Annotated in this window: 21 protein-coding genes and 1 tRNA gene; 16 read left to right on the forward strand and 6 right to left on the reverse strand. The window is 65.0% G+C overall.

Annotated features, from left to right (window positions below):
• Positions 1-55: 55 nt before the first annotated feature.
• The 6 genes from AC13C7_RS15670 (at position 56) to lpxK (ending at position 6,490) form a co-directional block, all read left to right on the forward strand.
• Positions 56-1,636: a DUF2125 domain-containing protein gene (locus tag AC13C7_RS15670; protein WP_172320425.1), complete on the forward strand. Its 1,581-nt coding sequence runs from the start codon at positions 56-58 to the stop codon at positions 1,634-1,636.
• Between the two features lie 128 nt (positions 1,637-1,764).
• Entirely contained in the window at positions 1,765-3,111 is a 1,347-nt protein-coding gene (locus AC13C7_RS15675) for a TldD/PmbA family protein (protein ID WP_482868039.1), read from the forward strand.
• The gene (locus AC13C7_RS15680; protein WP_172320423.1) at positions 3,098-3,877 is read left to right on the forward strand and encodes a 3'(2'),5'-bisphosphate nucleotidase CysQ; all 780 of its coding nucleotides are present in this window, start codon (positions 3,098-3,100) and stop codon (positions 3,875-3,877) included. Before AC13C7_RS15675 ends, AC13C7_RS15680 begins: the two co-directional genes overlap by 14 nt.
• Positions 3,878-3,938: 61 nt before the next feature.
• Positions 3,939-4,184, forward strand: a complete 246-nt coding sequence (locus tag AC13C7_RS15685; RefSeq protein WP_172320422.1) for a DUF4170 domain-containing protein — start codon at positions 3,939-3,941, stop codon at positions 4,182-4,184.
• Between the two features lie 9 nt (positions 4,185-4,193).
• Complete coding sequence (locus AC13C7_RS15690) at positions 4,194-5,492, forward strand: 3-deoxy-D-manno-octulosonic acid transferase (RefSeq protein WP_482868040.1); 1,299 nt, start codon at positions 4,194-4,196, stop codon at positions 5,490-5,492.
• The gene (gene lpxK / locus AC13C7_RS15695) at positions 5,492-6,490 is read left to right on the forward strand and encodes a tetraacyldisaccharide 4'-kinase (protein WP_482868041.1); all 999 of its coding nucleotides are present in this window, start codon (positions 5,492-5,494) and stop codon (positions 6,488-6,490) included. Before AC13C7_RS15690 ends, lpxK begins: the two co-directional genes overlap by 1 nt.
• Here lpxK and AC13C7_RS15700 read toward each other — a convergent pair.
• On the reverse strand, positions 6,487-7,677 hold the full coding sequence (locus AC13C7_RS15700) for a cupin domain-containing protein (RefSeq protein ID WP_482868042.1): 1,191 nt from the start codon (positions 7,675-7,677) through the stop codon (positions 6,487-6,489). The genes lpxK and AC13C7_RS15700 overlap by 4 nt on opposite strands.
• 163 nt (positions 7,678-7,840) lie before the next feature.
• Between AC13C7_RS15700 and AC13C7_RS15705 the strand changes: the two genes are divergently transcribed.
• Both AC13C7_RS15705 and AC13C7_RS15710 read left to right on the forward strand, forming a co-directional pair.
• Positions 7,841-8,116: a hypothetical protein gene (locus tag AC13C7_RS15705; RefSeq protein WP_474889343.1), complete on the forward strand. Its 276-nt coding sequence runs from the start codon at positions 7,841-7,843 to the stop codon at positions 8,114-8,116.
• Between the two features lie 79 nt (positions 8,117-8,195).
• Positions 8,196-8,456: a hypothetical protein gene (locus AC13C7_RS15710; RefSeq protein WP_482868043.1), complete on the forward strand. Its 261-nt coding sequence runs from the start codon at positions 8,196-8,198 to the stop codon at positions 8,454-8,456.
• A 99-nt stretch (positions 8,457-8,555) separates the two neighbouring features.
• Here AC13C7_RS15710 and AC13C7_RS15715 read toward each other — a convergent pair whose 3' ends face one another.
• Positions 8,556-9,260 carry a winged helix-turn-helix domain-containing protein gene (locus tag AC13C7_RS15715; protein ID WP_172320417.1) on the reverse strand — a complete coding sequence of 235 codons (705 nt, stop codon included), beginning with the start codon at positions 9,258-9,260 and terminating at the stop codon, positions 8,556-8,558.
• Positions 9,232-9,519: a hypothetical protein gene (locus AC13C7_RS15720; protein WP_172320416.1), complete on the reverse strand. Its 288-nt coding sequence runs from the start codon at positions 9,517-9,519 to the stop codon at positions 9,232-9,234. Before AC13C7_RS15720 ends, AC13C7_RS15715 begins: the two co-directional genes overlap by 29 nt.
• A gap of 175 nt (positions 9,520-9,694) precedes the next feature.
• On the opposite strand from AC13C7_RS15720, the gene AC13C7_RS15725 reads away from it, so the two are divergent.
• From AC13C7_RS15725 to AC13C7_RS15735, 3 genes are all read left to right on the forward strand, one after another.
• Positions 9,695-10,135: a hypothetical protein gene (locus AC13C7_RS15725; protein WP_172320415.1), complete on the forward strand. Its 441-nt coding sequence runs from the start codon at positions 9,695-9,697 to the stop codon at positions 10,133-10,135.
• A 143-nt stretch (positions 10,136-10,278) separates the two neighbouring features.
• Positions 10,279-10,914: a ribonuclease HII gene (locus AC13C7_RS15730; RefSeq protein ID WP_482868044.1), complete on the forward strand. Its 636-nt coding sequence runs from the start codon at positions 10,279-10,281 to the stop codon at positions 10,912-10,914.
• Positions 10,915-11,003: 89 nt separating this feature from the next.
• Positions 11,004-12,110, forward strand: a complete 1,107-nt coding sequence (locus AC13C7_RS15735) for a site-specific DNA-methyltransferase (protein ID WP_446119008.1) — start codon at positions 11,004-11,006, stop codon at positions 12,108-12,110.
• Between the two features lie 177 nt (positions 12,111-12,287).
• Here the strand turns inward: AC13C7_RS15735 and AC13C7_RS15740 are convergent, their stop codons facing one another.
• Both AC13C7_RS15740 and mutY read right to left on the reverse strand, forming a co-directional pair.
• Positions 12,288-13,421, reverse strand: coding sequence for an alkane 1-monooxygenase (locus AC13C7_RS15740; RefSeq protein WP_482868437.1), 1,134 nt, complete (start codon positions 13,419-13,421; stop codon positions 12,288-12,290).
• Between the two features lie 84 nt (positions 13,422-13,505).
• Positions 13,506-14,570 (reverse strand): A/G-specific adenine glycosylase, encoded by a 1,065-nt coding sequence (gene mutY, locus AC13C7_RS15745; RefSeq protein ID WP_172320412.1) that lies wholly within the window; start codon positions 14,568-14,570, stop codon positions 13,506-13,508.
• Between the two features lie 50 nt (positions 14,571-14,620).
• Here mutY and AC13C7_RS15750 point away from each other — a divergent pair, with 50 nt between their 5' ends.
• Genes AC13C7_RS15750 through AC13C7_RS15760 form a run of 3 tightly spaced genes read left to right on the forward strand, consistent with a single transcriptional unit; the run spans position 14,621 to position 16,970 of the window.
• Positions 14,621-15,160, forward strand: a complete 540-nt coding sequence (locus AC13C7_RS15750; protein WP_235952720.1) for a DUF721 domain-containing protein — start codon at positions 14,621-14,623, stop codon at positions 15,158-15,160.
• Entirely contained in the window at positions 15,160-15,858 is a 699-nt protein-coding gene (locus AC13C7_RS15755; protein ID WP_482868045.1) for a DsbA family protein, read from the forward strand. Before AC13C7_RS15750 ends, AC13C7_RS15755 begins: the two co-directional genes overlap by 1 nt.
• Complete coding sequence (locus AC13C7_RS15760) at positions 15,858-16,970, forward strand: CaiB/BaiF CoA transferase family protein (RefSeq protein WP_482868046.1); 1,113 nt, start codon at positions 15,858-15,860, stop codon at positions 16,968-16,970. The genes AC13C7_RS15755 and AC13C7_RS15760 overlap by 1 nt, the downstream gene beginning before the upstream one ends.
• 3 nt (positions 16,971-16,973) lie before the next feature.
• On the opposite strand, the gene AC13C7_RS15765 is transcribed toward AC13C7_RS15760, so the two are convergent.
• A tRNA-Arg gene (locus AC13C7_RS15765) sits at positions 16,974-17,050 on the reverse strand.
• Between the two features lie 139 nt (positions 17,051-17,189).
• On the opposite strand from AC13C7_RS15765, the gene AC13C7_RS15770 reads away from it, so the two are divergent.
• Together AC13C7_RS15770 and AC13C7_RS15775 are read left to right on the forward strand one after the other, a co-directional pair.
• Entirely contained in the window at positions 17,190-18,224 is a 1,035-nt protein-coding gene (locus tag AC13C7_RS15770; RefSeq protein ID WP_482868047.1) for a LacI family DNA-binding transcriptional regulator, read from the forward strand.
• Between the two features lie 81 nt (positions 18,225-18,305).
• Positions 18,306-19,478, forward strand: a complete 1,173-nt coding sequence (locus tag AC13C7_RS15775) for a GSCFA domain-containing protein (protein WP_482868048.1) — start codon at positions 18,306-18,308, stop codon at positions 19,476-19,478.
• Positions 19,479-19,500 lie beyond the last annotated feature (22 nt).

A 19,500-nucleotide genomic window follows, 5' to 3' on the forward strand; every position in this document is an offset into this window, starting at 1 on the left:
GGTCGTTATGTCAAAGATGAAATCCTTTTCTCTCACGCTTTCAACCGCAGCACTCATGGCAGCCTCGCCCGCAACGGCCGAGATCACCGCGCAGGAACTCTGGGCGCTGTGGCAGGAGCAGGCCATGCAATATGGCCAGCCGGTGACGGCAGAGGTCACCGATACCGGCGGCTCGCTGGTCCTGAACAACATGACCTCGGAAATGGTGGTCGAGGACATGACCGTCTCCACCAGCTTCGCGCAGGTCACGCTGACCAACCAGGATGACGGCACGGTCAGCATCAGCGCGGCCGACTCGCTTGTCTACCGGTTCGAGGGGCCCTCGCCCGCCGGAACCTCGGCCGTCATCGCGACCTTCACCCTGTCGGGGTTGCAGGCCACGGCGTCGGGCAGCACCGAGATGCTGTCGGTCGACTCGCAGATGTCCAATTTCGAGCTTGCCGACCTGGCCTTCGAGAATGTCCCCCCCGGCGAGATCCCCGAGCATGAAGCCTCGCTCAGCCTGGCCGGGTTCCAGAGCTCCTACACCTATGATTTCACGCAACCGGGATTTGTGGGATTCAACGGTTCTGCCTCCATCGGACCGCTGGCGATTGCGTTCGAAGCGCAAGAGCCCGTCGGCAGTGGCGGCACGGAAACAGACGAATCCGCCACCCCGACAATGCCCGGCGGCTCGACAGGCAATGACGGCGGCGGTTTTACCCCGGTGCAGCCGCAGCAGCCCACGACGCCAAGCAAGCAGGCCGGTGATCAGGGTTTTGCCGAATTCGCCCTGAACTTCGGCGCGTCGGAGTCCACCTTTTCCGGCACCATGCCGCTTGGCGTCGACTGGATGAACACCGAAACCTACCCCGCCGGCATGGCGATCGAGATGGACACCAGCTACGACTCCGCCTCGGTCCGCTTCGCCTACGAGGACCGGTTCGAGAATGTCGATATCTCGGCCTCCAACACCGGCGGCAGCATCGGGTTCGCCATCTCGGAACAGGCGATGCGCTATGCGCTCGGGGCCGAAGGGGTCGAGGTCAGCGTCTTCACGCAGGATCTGCCCTTCCCGATCTCGGCCGCTGCCGACAGCACGCTGGTCTCGGTCGATATCCCCCTGGCCCGATCCGACACGCCCTCGCCCTTCGCCGCCGAGGTCGCCTATGAGGGCGTCACGGTGGATGAGAGCATCTGGGCCATGGTCGATCCCGGCGGGCAGGTGCCGCGCGGGCCGGCCACGATCATCATGGATGTCTCGGGCACGGTGCAGATCTTCGTCGACCTCCTGACGATGAGCCCTGAGGAAATGGAGAACATGACCTCCGCCCCCGGGGAATTGCGTGACCTGACCCTGAACAACCTGCGGGTGTCCTTCGGCGGGGCCGAGTTGACCGGCGTGGGAGATGTCGATTTCCAGCCCGGCCAGATCATTCCGGTGCCGGTCGGTTCGGTGGATCTTAGCCTGACCGGGGCCAATGGCCTGTTGCAGACCCTGTCCAACGCGGGCCTCGTGCCGCCGCAGCAGGCGGGCATGGCGCGCGGCATGTTGGGCATGTTCGCGGTTCCGGGATCGGGGCCTGACAGCTACACTTCGAATATCGAGTTCGGCGCCGATGGCTCCATCACTGCCAACGGTGTGCCGCTGCGCTGACCCTGCGCATCCGGCATCCAAGCCCCCGGAGCAGCCCCCGCGCTGCTCCGGGGGTTTTTCGTTCCGCTTGCGCCGCCGGGGTCCGCGGACTACCTCTGCCCCCAGACCCCCGCAACAGGACATGCCCGATGACCGATACGCCAGAAACCCTCGCCCATGCCCTGCTGGAGGCCGCGACCCGCGCCGGGGCCGACGCCGCCGATGCGCTGGCGGTCTCTGGCACATCGCTGTCGATCCAGGTGCTGAACGGCGGGCTGGAGCAAGCGGAACGTTCGGAAGGCACCGAGATCGGGTTGCGCGTCATCCTCGGCCAGCGTCAGGCCTGCGTCTCGGCCTCGGACACCAAGCCCGAGACGTTGCGCGAGATGGCCGAAAGGGCCGTCGCCATGGCGCGCGAGGCCCCGGATGATCCCACCATCGGCCTGGCCAACCCTGACCAACTGGCCCGCGACTGGGATATCGCGGCGCTGGACATGGCAGACAAGGGCACCGAGCCCGACCCTGCCGCGCTTGAAACAGCCGCACTGGAAGCCGAGGCCGCCGCCCGTGCCGTCGAGGGCGTCACCCAGGTGCAGGCTGCCAGCGCGGGCTATGGCCGCCGCACGCGCCACCTTGCCGCGACCAACGGCTTTTCCGGGGGTTACACCCGCACCGATCACGGCATTTCCTGCGTTGCCATCACCGGCAGCGGCACCGGGATGGAGCGGGACTATTACGGCGACATGCGCCTGCATCGCGGCGACCTGGAGTCCCCTGAAAAGGTCGGGCGCATCGCGGGCACCCGTACTGTGGAGCGCGCAGGCGCGCGTCAGCCCAAGACCGGGGCCTGCCCGGTGCTCTATGACGAACGCATCGCGGGCAGCCTGATCCGCGACATCCTGAACGCGGTCAGCGGCAGTGCCATCGTGCGCGGGGCCTCGTGGCTGCGCGACGCGCTTGGCGAACAGGTCTTGCCCAAGGGCCTGTCGCTGATCGAGGAGCCGCTCCGCCCCCGTGCCTCCGGCTCACGCCCCTTCGATGCCGAGGGGCTGCCGACGCAGACCCGCGCGATCATCGAAGACGGGGTACTGACCGGCTGGACGCTGGACCTTGCGACCGCCCGCAAGCTGGGGCTGCGATCCACCGCCAATGCCGCGCGCGGGCTGTCCTCGCCGCCGATGCCCTCGGTCTCGAACGTGGCGCTGACGCAAGGCGGTGCTTCCCGCGACGACCTCATTGCGCAGATGGGAACGGGCCTGCTGATCACCGGCCTGATCGGATCGTCGATCAACGCCAACACGGGCGACTATTCGCGCGGCGCCTCCGGGTTCTGGGTCGAGAACGGGCAGATCGCCTATCCGGTCAATGAATGCACCGTCGCGGGCAACCTGCGCGACATGCTGCGCACGATCCAGCCCGCCAATGACGCGCGGGCGCATCTCAGCACGGTCTGCCCGTCCCTTCTGGTCGAGGGGATGACGCTTGCCGGCGCATGACCTGCCCCTTCTGATCGACGCGGCCAGAGAGGCGGGCCGGATCGCCGCCAAGCACTGGACCCGCGATCCGCAGGTCTGGGACAAGCCCGGCGACCTCGGCCCCGTCTCCGAGGCCGATCTGGAAGTCGACACGATGCTGCGCACGGAATTGCTGGCGGCGCGGCCCGATTACGGGTGGCTCTCCGAGGAAACCGAGGATGACCTGTCGCGGCTGGAGCGGACCCGCGTCTTCATCGTCGATCCCATCGACGGGACGCGATCCTTCATCGACGGACGCCGCGCCTTTGCCCATTCGCTGGCCGTGGTCGAAAACGGGCGCGTCACTGCCGGGGTCGTGTTTCTGCCGATGCTGGATCGCCTGTTCACCGCCGCGCGCGGCCACGGCGCGGCACTGAACGGGGACCGCCTGACCGCCTCGACTACCCGTGAATGCCCCGAGGCCACGCTGCTGGCCGCGCGCCCAAACCTGAAGGATCACCACTGGCCCGGCGGCGTGCCGCTGGTCGAGCGCAGCTATCGCCCGTCACTGGCCTATCGCGTGGCCCTTGTCGGCGAGGGGCGCTTTGACGGCATGGTCACCTTCCGCGACACCTGGGAATGGGACATCGCCGCCGGAACCCTGATCGCGGAAGAGGCCGGGGCCACCGTGACCGACCGCGATGGCGCGGCGCTCGCCTTCAACAATGCCACGCCGCTGGTCCCCGGTGTGATCGTGGCGGGTGCGCCGCTGCACGCCGACCTGCTGGCCCGCCGCTGCCCCGCTTGACCCTTGCCCCCATATCACTAGGGTGCGCCCGACCTGTCCCTACAGCCCCAAGAGGCCCGAGATGACCCAACGCCTGCACCTTGTCTTTGGCGGCGAATTGATCGACCCCTCGCGCAATGCCTTCAAGGATGTGAACGACATTCACCTTGTCGGCATGTTCCCCGATTACGCCAGCGCCTATGACGCCTGGAAATCCGAGGCGCAGCGCACCGTCGACAACGCGCATATGCGCTATTACATCGCGCATATTCACCGCCTGCGCGATGAAGAGGCCGAGGCCTCGCCCACCGAAGAACTGGACAATTGAGCCCCGCATATGGCGATCTCCCTGGCGCTGTCCGCCTACCTGGCCTTCTCGGCCCGCGCCACGCGCTATGCCGAACGCAAGCTTGCCGACCGGCTGGCGGCGGGCAAGGAGGACGAGGACCGGCTGGATGAACGGCGCGGCATCGCCTCGGCCCCGCGCCCGAAAGGCCCGCTGATCTGGTTCCATGCCGCCAGCGTCGGGGAATCCCTGTCCCTGCTGGAGCTGATCCGCCGCATGGGCGAAGACCGGCCCGAGCTGAATTTCCTGGTCACCACCGGCACCGTCACCTCGGCCCAGGTGATGGCCGCCCGCCTGCCCGCAGGTGCCGTGCACCAGTTCGTGCCCGTGGACGTGCTGCCCTGGGTGCGGCGGTTCCTCGACCATTGGAAGCCCGATCTGGCAGTCTGGACGGAAAGCGAGTTCTGGCCCGCCCTGCTGACCGAAACCCGTGCGCGGGCCATCCCCATGGTCCTGATCAACGCGCGCATGTCCAAGGCCAGCCATGACCGGTGGCGCTGGTTCCTGCGGCCCATGGTGCGCAAACTGCTGCGCAAGTTCGACATCGCCCATGTGCAGGACGACATCACCGCCGGATACCTGCGCCGCCTCGGCCTGCCCGCCGAGCGTCTGCATGTCACCGGCACGCTCAAGGAAGGCGCCGCCGCCCTGCCGGTCGACGAGGCCGAGCGCACCCGCATGGCGCGGCACCTGAATGGACGCCCCGTCTGGCTTGCCGCCTCGACCCATGAGGGCGAGGAGGAGAAAGTGCTGGAGGCCCACACCCAGGCGCTGCGTGTCAATCACCGGCTGCTGCTGATCCTGGTCCCGCGCCATCCGAACCGCGCCGATGAAGTGGCCGCGCTGATCGACCGCCATCGGTTGAGTGTCGCGCGCCGCTCGGAAGGTGAGCTTCCCGACACCGACACACAGGTCTACCTGGCCGACACGATGGGCGAGCTTGGCCTGTGGTATCGGCTGGCCCCGATCAGCTTTGTCGGCGGCTCGCTGGAGCCCATTGGCGGGCATAACCCGTTCGAGCCCGCCGCCCTCGGCTCGGCCATCCTGCATGGACCTTACGTGACCAATTTCGTCGATATCTTCCAGCGTCTGACCGAGGCGCACGCCGCGCGCCTCGTTACCTCGCCGGGATCGCTGGCCGAGGCAGTGACCGACCTGCAGAACCCCGACAAGGCTGCCGAACTGGCCCATGCGGCCTGGGAGGTCTGCTCGGCCGGGGCGGATGTGACCGATCAGGCGCTCGAGATGCTGCTGGACAGGCTCGACAGCGCCCCACGGCTGGCCCCCTGATGCGCGCGCCGGGGTTCTGGCAGCGCCCCGCCGGGGTTCTCAGCACGGCCCTCGCCCCGCTTGGTGCGCTCTATGCGGCTGGCACGGCACGGCGATTGGCCAAGGGCAAAGCCGCGCGCGTCGGCGTTCCGGTGATCTGCGTCGGCAACCTCAGCGCGGGCGGCACCGGCAAGACGCCGACGGTGATCGCATTGGCCGAGAGGTTCTCCGCACGTGGTGTGCAGGCGCATGTGGTCAGCCGGGGCTATGGCGGCACGGTGGCGGGGCCGCACCGGGTGGTCGAGGCGAAGGACCGCGCCGATCAGGTGGGTGACGAACCCCTGCTGCTGGCCGCCTTCCTGCCGGTCTGGGTCGCAAAGGACCGGTTGGCGGGCGCGCAGGCCGCCGTCGCCGCCGGGGCCGAGGCGATCTTGCTGGATGACGGGTTCCAGAACCCCACCCTGCAGAAGGACCTCTCCATCGTCGTCGTCGACGCCGCGCGCGGATTCGGCAATGGCCGCGTCATCCCCGCCGGCCCCTTGCGCGAACCCGTCGCCACCGGCCTCGCCCGCGCCGACCTGCTGCTCAGCATCGGGCCGGAGGCCGCGCAGGCCCGGTTCCGGGACAGATGGCAGGACAGGATCACTCTGCCTCACCTGACCGGCCACCTCGCCCCCCTGCCCACGGGTCTGCCTTTCGAGGGGCTGCCCGTGCTGGCCTTCGCGGGTATTGGCTACCCTGAGAAATTCTTCGCCACCCTGCGCGCGATGGGGGTGGACCTGAAACACGGCGAGGCGCTCAGCGATCACCAGCCGCTGACCGAGGCACTGATGGCGCGGCTGGAACAGGATGCGGTCCGGCTTGGCGCGCAACTGGTGACGACGGAAAAGGACGCGGTGCGCCTGCCCCGGCGGTTCCGGCAGAAGGTTCTGACGGTGCCGGTGCGGCTCAGGATCGACGACTGGGGGCCGCTTGATGCGGGCTTGAACCGGGTGTTGACCGGAAACGGGTCGGCCTAGTCGCTGAACATCACCAGCCCTTCGCGCAAGAGCCTGCGGATCAGCACGGCGCGCCCCTCCTCGTCCAGATCGCCCGGCAGATCGGCCAGTGTGAAGACCTGACCCGACAGCGCATGGGCCAGCGGACCATTCGCATAGGCGGGCAGGCTGAGGACCGCGCCCTGACAGGAAACGGCGACCATATCCCCGGCCCCGTCCTTGCCCGGAACATCCATCAGCCGGTAGATCAGGTTGGGCCGCGCAACCAGGCGCGAGGCGGGCGACAATCCCGCCATCTTCACCAGTTCCTGCATCTGGCCATGCACGCGCGGTAGCCTCGTGTCGATGAAGTCATCGCGGAAGGCATCCAGCACCGGCCCCAGATCGGCGGCGGCGAGCTTCTTCTGAAGCGCATCGAACTTGGCCTGCGCCGCGCGCGAATCGTAGCCCTCATCGGTGAAGCCCGGCGGCAGCGCCTCGCGGAAGGCGACATCGTCATGCGCCAGCATCCGCACCACCTCGACCATCAGATCAGCCCAGGAGCGCGTCATCAGCCCCGTGGTGATATGCAGCGAGGTCTGATCGGTCGAGACCGCATCATGCGTCAGCCCGCGCGGGACATAGACCATGTCGCCGGGGCCCAGGACGAAGCGGTCGGTCTCGTCTCCGATGGGCACGTCATGCGGGTCAAAGCCCTGATCGGCCAGCGGCAGCGCGACGGGCGTGTCATAGATGCGCCATTCCTTGGTGCCCTCGATCTGCAACACCAGCACGTCATGACCATCGTAATGCGCCTTGAAGCCCTGGCTATGGGCGGGGGTCAGGTAGATATTCGTCTGCACCCGCGCGCTGAACACCTTCTCCAGCGCGCGGCAGAAATCGGCGAGCTTGGGCAGGCGTTCCTGAAGATTCGACAGGATGATCGTGGCCCCGTCGGCAAAGAGGCGCGTCGCGGCCACCGCATCGACAAACCCATTCCCATAGGCGAAATCCGCCGCCGTGATCTCGGCATCGGCGCGGGTAACGTTGACCTCGGGAACCGACAGGCCAAGCGTGGTCAGCGCCCAGTCGATATCGGCCAGTGACAGCAGGTCGGCGTAATAGCCGGGATCGTCGCGGCGGATCACCAGGTGCTTCTTCTCGAAACTGTCGCGAAAGAAGGCCTCGGACGATACCGGGGCAATGGTCCAGTCGAAATCGCGGGTCATCGGCAGATCCTCCATCCAGGGCTCAGGCTAGCCGCTGCGGCGCATGGCAGGCAACCGCCATCACGCGGGCGTCAGCGCGACTCGGCTTGACAGGTCGAGCATAGTCCCTATATACATAGTGTAAATACCACATTTTCTTGATGGCAATACGAAAGGCCATGAGATGAGAAAACCAGACAAACCCAGGAAAACGCTCAGCGATTCCGACATCACCACAAGCCGCCCGGCGCGGCGGGCCGTGCTTGGCCTGCTCGCAGCCGGTGGTATTGTGGCACTTACCCCCGGCCAGGCACAGGCCGCCGACATCGACAATGGAACCTGGACCGATGCGGGATCCTGCCCGCGTGGCGGCGGCGGCGGCTACACCGGCGTCTCCGATCAGGACAATGGCCGCATCACCGATGCCGGCGGATATGGGCGCGGGCGTCCTTATTGCTGACGCCGCAGCTCTGACATGATAGAGATCGGTCTGCGCCCATTACACTGGCGCGGATCGCCGATTCCCCCGGAGCCACGACATGCCCAAGACCCTGAAAGACAGTGATATCGAGACGCTGCGCCCACCCCGGCGCTACTTCCTCGGTATGGCGGCCATTGGCAGCGCGGCGGTCCTTCTGCCGACAAGCGCGCAGGCCGCCGATGGCGATAGCGGGTCGTGGTCCGATGGCAATGCCTGCCCGCGCGGCCCCGGTGGCACGCGCACGGGCGCGACGGATAGCGACAATGGCCGCATCTCGGATCGGTCCGGCTATGGCCGGGGACGCCCGAACAACTGCTGATTCGGATCAGATGTAGGGTGGGCAGTCTGCCCAACACGGCGCGCTTGCACGGTGGGCAGACTGCCCACCCTACGACGGTCACGGGGCGTCGGAGACACCTCAGACCATCTTGATCACATCCTTGTCGATCGACAGCATGTAACCGCGCCTTGCGATATTCTTGATCAACAGCTCGCTGACCATCTGGTTGCCGAGCGTATCACGCAGCCGCTTGATTCGCGTGGCCCCCGCCGCTTCCTCGCAATCCGCCGCATCCTTGCCCGACACCATCGCCTCGATTTCCGCGCCCGACAGCACGTCATCATCCATCCGCGCCTCGGCCAGCACCGACAACGTCTCCATCGCGGCGCCGGTCAGCTTGAATTCCATGTTGTTGAGGTAGACGATCCTCTCCTCCCGGCTGACGATCAGCGAGGAGACCTGGATGCCCGATTTTTCGATCTCGCCCATGCGCTTGTTCAGCGTGATGATGGTGACGAGAAAGATCAGGCAGGCCACCAGAAGCGCGGTGGCAAAGAGGATCAGCACGAAGATGATCGCCCGGTAGCTGGCCAGAACCTTGGAAAAGGCGGTGCCGGATTGGGCCAGGATCTCAAGGATTCTTATGGATTCACTGGTCGTCAGCGCGTCGTTGACGACAAAGATCTCCTCGACCGCCGCGTTGAACGCGTTGGCATCGGGCAGATAGGTGAATAGCAGGATCGCCGTCACGGTCAGAATGGCGACGACGATCACGATCCCGATCTGCACCACGCGGGTGCCGCTGATCCGGGTCTCAGAAACTAAGGTAGTATTGTCCTGCACGCGCTTCCCTCGAATCGAGGCCGGACTCGTCAAAGACCGACATCACCTCCAGAAGCTGCCAACCGCCTGTCAGACGGCTTGAAATGACGGGCGCTGCGGCACCGACACTGCAAGCGGAGGCCGGCAGCTCGATAACACCGTAATGCAGGCGCAGCGGGTTATCCATCTTTGCCTTGTAATCGGCGTAACAAGTTGCGTTGGCCGCAGTGGCGACAGAGGCAAAGCCCAGGAGGGCAAGGGTGAGGAGTGCGTGTTTCATGGGGTGGAGTTAGGGGCTTTCGGCCCTGTCATGCAATATCATTGGCTTTTTTCCGTGATGTTATCGGATAGCGCGCCCCTGATATTGCCTGTCCGGGCGACACGGGAGGAAAATTGGACATTCCCGCATCAACGCGGCCCTGCCCTTGTCCCCTTTCCTTTCGGAGAAAGATGTCATGTTCAAATCCCTTCCCAGACTGCTTGCCGCGGCATCGCTGTCGCTGACCCTTGCCCTGACCGGCATTGTCGCCAGCACGACGCCCGCGCAAGCCGACAACGAAAACCTGCGCCGGTTCCTTGGCGCTGCGGCGGGCATCGCCCTGCTCGGCACCGTCCTGAACAACAACCGCAACAATGGTCATCCGCATTACGCGCCACCCACCCGGCAAGTGATCGTGCCCCCGGTCCGGCACAGCCTGGTTGCGCCGTCACGCTGCTACACCCGTTTCAGCGGCCCGCAGGGGCATTTCAGCGGCTTCGGCGCGCAGTGCATGCAGTCCAGTTACTACGCCAACCAGCTGCCGTCATCCTGCCTGGATCGCGTCTTCACCAATCGCGGCTGGCGTCATGTCTACGATGCGCAGTGCCTTTATCGTCACGGTTGGGTGCGCTCCTGACACAGGAATAGTCCATCGAGCAGTGCGGTGGACGGCGGCGGGGTCAGGGCCCCGCCGCCATTTTCTTGGACTCGGGGAGGCGGGGTCAGGGCCCCGCCGCCATTTTTATTGCGCCCCCGTCCGCGCCGTGGTTTCTGAGGTGCATGAGTCCGACCCCCGATTTCAGCCCCGATTTCAGCCATGAGACCCGCTCGGGCCTGCGCGTCGCAGGCGTCGACGAAGTCGGGCGCGGTCCGCTGGCGGGCCCTGTCATGGCAGCGGCGGTGGTTCTGGATCCTCAGCGAATCCCGCCGGGACTCAACGATTCCAAGAAGCTGAGCGAGGCGCGGCGGCTGGAGTTGAACGATGCGCTTCTGGCCTGCGCGGATGTCGCCATCGGCATTGCCAGCGTCGAGGAGATCGACCGCCTCAACATCCTGCATGCCAGCCTGCTTGCCATGACCCGAGCGGTCGCGGGGCTGCAAACCCCGCCCGATCATGCCCTCATCGACGGGAATTTCCTGCCCAAGGGCCTCTGCTGCCCCGCCACGCCGCTGATCAAGGGCGACGGGATCAGCCTCTCTATCGCCGCGGCCTCAATTGTGGCGAAAACAAGCCGCGACCGGGCGATGTGTGCATTGGCGCAACAATATCCCGGCTACGGATGGGAGCGGAACGCCGGATACCCCACGCCGCTGCATCGTCAGGCCCTTCAAGATTTAGGGGTCACCCCCCACCATAGACGAAGCTTCAAGCCGGTCCACAATATCTTGTATCAAGCATCATCTGCAACCTCTTGATTCAAAAAAGAAATTGACCGCGAATCGGCTTTGACTCATTCTTGAGCGACACATCAGCGCCCGCCAGAGGCGTCTACGCAGAGGCAGAGATGACGAAAAAAACGACCCAAACGGGGGCTGATACGCTTCCGCTCAATACAATTGTGCCCGGTGACTGCATCGACGTGATGAACAGCCTGCCCGAGGCATGCGTGGACCTCATCTTTGCGGACCCGCCCTATAACCTGCAACTCAAGGGCAACCTGCACCGCCCCGACAATTCGATGGTCGATGCGGTCGACGATGCCTGGGACCAGTTCGACAGTTTCGCTGTCTATGACACGTTCACCAAGGCCTGGCTGAAGGCCGCACAGCGGGTACTGAAACCCAATGGCGCGATCTGGGTGATCGGCAGCTATCACAACATCTTCCGCGTCGGCTATGAGCTGCAAAATCAGGGGTTCTGGCTGCTCAACGACGTGATCTGGCGCAAGTCGAACCCGATGCCAAACTTTCGTGGCAAGCGGCTGACCAATGCGCATGAAACGATGATCTGGGCCTCGAAATCCGAGGGCGCGAAATACACCTTCAACTATGAGGCGCTGAAGGCGCTGAACGAGGGCGTGCAGATGCGATCCGACTGGGTCTTGCCGATCTGCAACGGGCATGAGCGGATCAAGGACGAAAAGGGCGACAAGGCGCACCCGACGCAGAAACCCGAAAGCCTGCTGCACCGCATCCTGGTGGCGACGACCAATCCCGGCGATGTGGTCCTTGACCCGTTCTTCGGCACCGGCACCACGGGCGCGGTGGCCAAGAAACTGGGCCGCGATTTCATCGGGATCGAGCGCGAGGATGCGTATCGCGATGTCGCCGAGAAGCGCCTGAAAACCATACGGAAATTCGATCGCACCTCGCTGGAGGTCACGCAATCCAAACGCGCCGAACCGCGCGTGCCGTTTGGCCAGCTGGTCGAACGTGGGCTGCTGAACCCCGGCGAGGAACTGGTCAGCCCGCGCGGCAAGATCGCCAAGATCCGCGCCGATGGCACGCTGGTGATGTCGGATGCCAAGGGCTCGATCCACCAGGTCGGGGCCAAGCTGGAGAACGCGCCAAGCTGCAACGGCTGGACCTATTGGCATTTCCGCCGCGAGGGCAAGACCGTGCCGATCGACCTTCTGCGCCAGCAGATCCGCTCCGAGATGACTCCGAAGTAGACCGATACCGCCCGTGCGCCCTTCTTGCGGCGCACGCGACTTCCCCGCCGGTCCGGGATCGGCGGGGCTTTTTGCCGTCAGCACGTTGCATTTTCAAAGCGACAAGGTGGAGCGAAAGGCGCGTTCGACCAACGAGAGAGGCAGCGTTTTTCGATTCAAGGCTGACGCAAAGTGCCTTTAACGCGGCATCGGATTGCGCGCCTTGTTGTAGGCGGACCAGTCTGTAATCTCGGGATAATACCGCGCCCTCCACGCCCGCACACGCGGGTTCATGCGACGACGCCAGAGCGGCGGGACCAGCGCCATCAGCGTCATCACCGGGTAGCCGAAGGGCAGTTGCGGGGCCTCGGCATCGGTGTAGGTCTGCAACAGCGGAAAGCGGCGGCTCGGCTTGTAGTGATGGTCGGAATGGCGCTGCAGGTTGATCAGCAGCCAATTTGTGACGCGATGCGAGGCGTTCCAGCTGTGATGCGGCTGGACATGCTCATAGCGGCCGTTTTCCAGATGCTTCCGGGTCAGGCCGTAATGCTCGACGTAGTTGGTCAGTTCGAGGAAGGAGATCGCGAAAAATGCCTGCACGATCAACCACATGATCCCTTCCCATCCGCCGAGGATCAGCGCCAGTGCAAGCATGCCGGCCTGCAGTGCCCAGTAGCGCCAGAAGGGGTTCGAGGGGTGATGCCAGGGCAGCCCCTTGCGCGCCAGCATCGCCTTTTCGGCGCGGAAGGCCGAGACGGGCGATTGGCGCAGCACGCGCAGGAAGAAGCGGTGAAACCCCTCGTTATAGCGCGCCGAGACCGGGTCTTTCGGCGTGCCGACATGGATGTGATGGACCAGCAGATGTTCGCTGCGGAAATGGCTGTAGAGGACCGAGGCCATCAGGAGATCGCCGAGCCAGCGCTCAAGCTTCGTGCGTTGGTGCATCAGCTCATGCGCGTAGACGATCCCGACGCCCCCGGCCATCAGCCCTACATTATAGAAAAGCAACGCTTTTTCGGCCCCCGACAGATGCGTGGCACGGGTCGCGTACCAGATCAGGCCCAGTTGCGTCACGATCTGAAGCGGGAACCAGATCAGCGTGATCAGGCGATACCAGAAGAGGCTCGCCTCGGGCGTTTCAGGGTCGGGATTGGCTGTGTTCAGGCCGGAAATCTGGTCCAGGATCGAGGTCAGCGCCAGCGCGTAGACCGGGGCCAGGAACAGCATCCAGCCGCCTTGCAGCGCGCCGGTCCAGACCAGCGGAACAAGGATCAGCGTGATCCAGAAGGGAAGCGCATTCTGGATGCGGGCGACCTCGGCACTTGCGGTCATGGGGCGGCTCATGCGTGATATTCCTGACGGGTTTGTCAGGTTTTCCTGACAGGTTTGTCAATTTTACGACCCGCGCGGGGAAACTCAATCCCGATCAAAAGCGGGTTTCGCAAGGTCAAGCGCCTTGCGCATCACCGTGGGCAGGTCGGCGGGGCGGAGCGGGCGAAAATCGCCGGGTGTGCCTGCGGGCAGATGGGCAAGCCTCAGCGACAGGCGCAGGTGGAAATGGGTGAAGGTGTGGCGCACCTCCAGCCCCGGATCGTGCCAGTCGGCGGCGATGGGTGGGGACGGGGCGGGGGCCTCCTCCACCCATTCTGTCGTCGGCCAGCCAAGCATGCCCCCGAGCAGCCCCTTTTCGGGCCGTGTCTCCAAGAGCCATGTGCCATCGGCGCGGCGGGCCAGATAGGCGATGCCGTGGCGGATGGGTTTGGGCCTTTTCGGGGTCTTGGCGGGCAGCTCGGCCGCGATACCCTGCGCGCGCGCCTGGCAGGGGTCACGCAGGGGGCAGATGCCGCAGGCCGGGTTGCGGGGGGTGCAGATCGTCGCCCCCAGATCCATCACCGCCTGCGCGTGATCGCCGGGGCGGATTTCGGGCGTCAGCGCCCCGGCGCGGGATTTCAGCGCGGGCTTGGCGGCGGGCAAGGGCGTCTCGACCGCGAAAAGCCGCGCCATGACGCGCTCGACATTGCCATCCATCACGGTCGCGGGCCGGTCGAAGGCGATCGCGGCGATGGCGGCTGCGGTGTAGGGGCCGATGCCGGGAAGAGTCAGCAGCACCGCCTCGGTATCGGGGAACTGCCCGCCATGATCCGCCGCCACCACGCGGGCGCATTTCAGAAGGTTGCGGGCCCGCGCATAGTAGCCAAGTCCGGCCCATGCGGCCATGACCTCGGCATCCTCGGCCGCCGCCAGCGCCTCGACCGTCGGCCAGAGCATGGTGAACCTGACAAAATAATCCCTTACGGCGGCCACGGTGGTCTGTTGCAGCATCACCTCGGACAGCCAGATGAAATAGGGGTTGGGAACGGCGGTATCATGCGGGCCAACGCGCCAGGGCAGATCGCGGGCATGGGTGTCATACCAGGCCAGCAAGGAGGGGCTGTAGTCTTCGTCACGCACGTTTTTTGGGCTCCCCCGTTCGTAGGCCATTGGTTCTCCCTGCCGGGAGAGATAAGCTAGGCAAGACGAAAGGAAACCCGATGCCCCCGCCCGCGCGCACCATGCCCGTGACCCAGAAACGCCGCAAGCGCGGCTTCGAGGCGGCGTCGAAACTGGTCGCCGGTCAATTGCGCCAGCCGTTCGAGAAGCGCGGGTTTTCCGAAACCAAGCTGCTGACCCATTGGGCCGAGATCGTCGGCGAGGAAACCGCCGCCGCCGCGATTCCGGTCAAGATCCGCTATGCACGGGGCGGGTTCGGGGCCACGCTGGTCCTGCTGACCACGGGCGGGCGCGCGCCGATGCTGGAGATGCAGAAGGATGCGATCCGGGGCAAGGTCAACGCCTGCTATGGCTATAACGCCGTCAGCAAGATCCAGATCACCCAGACCGCGCCGGTGGGCTTTGCCGAGGGGCATGTGCGTTTCGAGGTGAAGCCCGAGGCACCGCCCCGCCCCACACCCGAAATTCTGAACGCGGCCCGTGTCGCCGCGGACCCGATCAAGGACAGCACGCTGAAGGACGCGTTGGAACGCCTGGCGCGTAATGTCCTGACCAAGAACAGTCACTCAAGGAGAGGTTGATGAACCGCACCGTTTTGACAGTCGGCCTGCTGGCCGTAATCGTCGCCGCCAGCGGCTATATCTGGCTGGACCGCTTTGGTTCCGAAGCGGAACCCATGCTGGCCGCCAGCGCGCAGGAGGCCGGGACCGGGACGGAGACGGAGGCTGATGCTGAAGACGCGGGCAGCGTCGAAGTGATCGAGATGGCGATCGGCGACCCCGATGCACCGGTCACGATCATTGAATACGGGTCTGTCACCTGCTCGTATTGCGGGCGCTTTCACGTAGAAGTCTTGCCGCAGCTTGAGGAAAACTACATCGACACCGGGCAGGTGCGGTTCGTCTTCCGCGAGGTCTATCAGCATCGCTATGGCCTCTGGGGCGGGTTGGTCGCGCGTTGCGGCGGCGAGATGCGCTATTTCGGCGTGATTGACCGGCTGATGGAAACCCAGTCGGAATGGCTGGCGGGTGAACCCGCCGACGTGGCCGAGAGCCTGCGCAGGGTCGGGCGCAGCGTTGGCCTGAATGACGAGCAGCTTGACGCCTGCCTGACCGATACCGCGATGGCCGAGGCGATGATTGCGGTCTCGGAGGAACAGACCGCCGCCGCCAACGTGCGGGGCACGCCGAGCTTTGTCATCAATGGCGAGTTCTACGAGAACATGGGCTATGATGCCTTTGTAGATGTCATCGACGAATTGCTGGCCGAAGAGGGCTGATGACGGCCCCGCTTGAGGGCGTCAAGGTCCTCGAACTCGCCCGTATCCTGGCCGGTCCCTGGGCCGGTCAGACCCTGGCCGACCTGGGGGCCGAGGTCATCAAGGTGGAAAGCCCCGATGGCGACGATACCCGCCGTTGGGGCCCGCCTTTCGTCGCGCGCGAAGGCGACATCTCGGCGGCCTATTTCCATTCCTGCAATCGCGGCAAAGCCTCGGTCGTGGTGGATTTCCGCACCCCTGAAGGTCAGGCGCGGGTGCGCGAGATGGTGGCCGGGACGGATATCCTGATCGAGAACTTCAAGCTTGGCGGGCTGGCCAAATACGGGCTGGATTACGAGAGCCTGCGGGCCGTGAACCCCGCGCTCATCTACTGTTCCATCACCGGGTTCGGGCAGACCGGGCCTTATGCGCATCGGGCAGGCTATGACTATATCATCCAGGGCATGTCGGGGATGATGTCGGTCACCGGCGACCCCGAGGGCCAGCCGCAGAAGGTGGGCGTGGCGGTGACGGATATCCTGACCGGGCTTTATTCCGTGAACGCGATCCTGGCGGCGTTGCATCAACGCGGGCGGACCGGCAAGGGGCAGCATATCGACATGTCGCTCCTGGATGTGGCGACCTCGGCGATGGCCAACCAGGCGATGAATTACCTGGTGACGGGCGAGGCGCCCGCGCGGATCGGCAATGCGCATCAGAACCTGACGCCCTACCAGGTGTTCGACTGCCGCGACGGATGGATCATCATCGCCACCGGCAATGACGCGCAATACCGGCGACTCTGTGACCTCCTGGGGCTGGCCGAGATGGCCGAGGACGCGCGCTACCTGACCAATGCCGACCGGATCGAGAACCGCGACGCGATGACCAATGCGCTGACCGAGGCGACATTGCGCCTCGACAAGGCCGACCTGCTGGCGGGTTGCGAGGCGGCGGGCGTGCCCGCGGGGCCGATCAACGATCTGGCCGAGGTCTTCGCCGACCCCCAGGTGCAGGCGCGCGGCATGCGGATCGCGCCGGGCGGTATCCCCGGAGTGCGCTCGCCCTTCACCTTCTCCGATGCCGACCTGACCCTGGACCGGCCCGCACCGAAGCTGGGTGAAGACGGGTAGGAATGGTGACCCTGGCAGGATTCGAACCTGCAACCTGCCCCTTAGGAGGGGGCTGCTCTATCCAGTTGAGCCACAGGGCCACGCGCTGCCCGTTCTGCGCATTTCCGGGCGGCAACGCAAGCGGTACGGGCAAATTTCGCGCGTCGGGCGAGAGGCTTGGACAATTTCGAAATTGGTGCGTATCAAGGGTGTTAACGCAACCATGAGGAGCCGAGCGCGGTGCCCATTCGCCCCCCCGAGACCGACAAGCCGCAATTGACGCTGCGCGATGTGGCCGAGGCGGCCCGCGTCTCCGAGATGACGGTGAGCCGTGTGTTGCGCAATCGCGGCGATGTCAGCCAGGCCACCCGCAACCGGGTGATGGAGGCGGCGCGGACCCTGGGCTACGTGCCCAACAAGATCGCGGGCGCGCTGGCCTCGAACCGGGTGAACCTGGTCGGCGTGGTCATTCCGTCGCTGTCGAACATGGTGTTTCCGCAGGTTCTGGCGGGTATTTCCGACGTGCTGGACGATACCGTGCTGCAACCCGTTTTCGGGGCCACCCATTACGAGCCCGAGCGCGAGGAGAAGGTCATCTACGAGATGCTGTCCTGGCGGCCCTCGGGGATGATCGTGGCGGGGATCGAGCATTCGGATGCCTCCCGCGCGATGCTGGCCAATTCCGGCATTCCGGTGGTCGAGATCATGGATGCCGATGGTGACCCGATTGATGCGATGGTCGGGATCAGCCACCGAGCCTCGGGGGCGCGGATGGCGCGCGAGATCCTCAAGCGCGGCTACCGGCGGATCGGGTTCATGGGCACCAAGATGCCCGAGGATCACCGCGCACGGAAGCGTCTGGAGGGGTTCGAGGGCGTGCTGCGCGAGGCCGGGATCGACCTGGCCGACCGGATCTATTACGCGGGCGGCTCGGCGCTCGGCAAGGGGCGCGAGTTGGCGCAGGAGATGCTGTCGCGCCATGACGATCTGGATTTCCTCTATTTCTCCAATGACATGATCGCGGCGGGCGGGTTGCTCTACTGTATTGAACAGGGTCTCGATATTCCCGGCAAGATGGGGCTGGCGGGCTTCAACGCGGTGGAAATCCTCGACGGGCTGCCGATGCAGCTGGCCACCATGGACACGCGCCGCCGCGAGATCGGCGAGGCCGCCGCCCGCATCGTCGCCGCGCGCGTCGCGGGTGAGGCCTGTGACGAGATCATCACGCTGGATTCCGGCTTCGACCCCGGCCAGACGATGCGCGACGCGCCCTGAGATTCAGGGATTCATTTTTCCACATTTCCTGCTAAACTGCCGGGATAACCGAAGAAAATTCGGACCGAGAGAGGCAGGCAGATGAACAAGATCCTGGACGAGGTGTCCATTACCAAGGCGGCTGACCGGGTGGAGGGGATCGAATCCTCCCGCAAGGGCAACACCCATCGCACATGGTTTCGCGGCGGCACCGGCAGCAGGCCCCCCAAGGCGATGCAGATGATGCCGGAAACGGCGGTTCTGGACTACGTGCTGAAAGGCTGGACGCCGGACGCGCCGTCGATCAACGAGACCACCAAGGTCACGGCCTTCGGCTCGTGCTTTGCGGCCTATATCTCGGACTGGCTGGCCTCGCGCCATTACAACGTGCTGACCCGCAACAAGGAATCCAACGCCTATGTCGTCAGTTGCGGCGAAGGCATGGTCAACAGCTTCGTCATCCTTCAGCAATTCGAATGGGCCTTCGAGGGCAAGAGCTTCGACGCGCCGCTCTGGCATGGCTACAAGGCCGAGGAGTTTGGCTACGATGAGGACGTGCGGCAGGAGACGCTGCGCCTGTTCAACGACACGGATGTCTTCATCCTGACTTTGGGCCTCTCGGAAATCTGGTATGACGAGCCGACCGGCGGTGTCTTCTGGCGTACCCTGCCCAAGGGCAAATACGACCCCGAGCGGCACAAGTTCCGGGTCTCGACCGTCGAGGAAAACCGCGACAACCTGCGCGAGATCTACCGGCTGATCCGCAAGCATCGCCCGGATGCCAAGATCATCCTGACCCTGTCGCCGATCCCGCTGGTCACGACCTTCCGCGAGGAAAGCTGCATCAGCGCCAATTCGGTCTCGAAGGCCGTGTTGCGGGTCGCCATCGACGAGGTGATGCGCGAGTTCAAGGATGAGGGGTATCTGTTCTACTGGCCCTCCTACGAGATCGTCACGGATGTCTTCACCTATCCCTTCAAGCCCGACCGGCGGCATCTGCAACCGGCGGTGCAGGAGTTCATCATGATGACCTTCGAGAGGGTCTGGTGCGAAAAGGCGCCCACGGACACCGCCTATCTGGGGCAATGGCTGCGCGCGAAATCGGCCTCGGGGCAATTGATCGAGGGGATCGACTGGGCCGTGTCTGCGGGCAAGACCGGCAAGCTGCGGCACATGCTCAAGCGCAACCGGATCAGTGAGCATAATGTCACCGATGAGAAGGCGAAAGAGCTGATCACACGCTACCTGGACGAGGTGGAAGCACAGTCGGAATGAGCGATGCGCTCGGTCGACCGAG

It is taken from the genome of Alterinioella sp. B-7, from assembly GCF_056857775.1.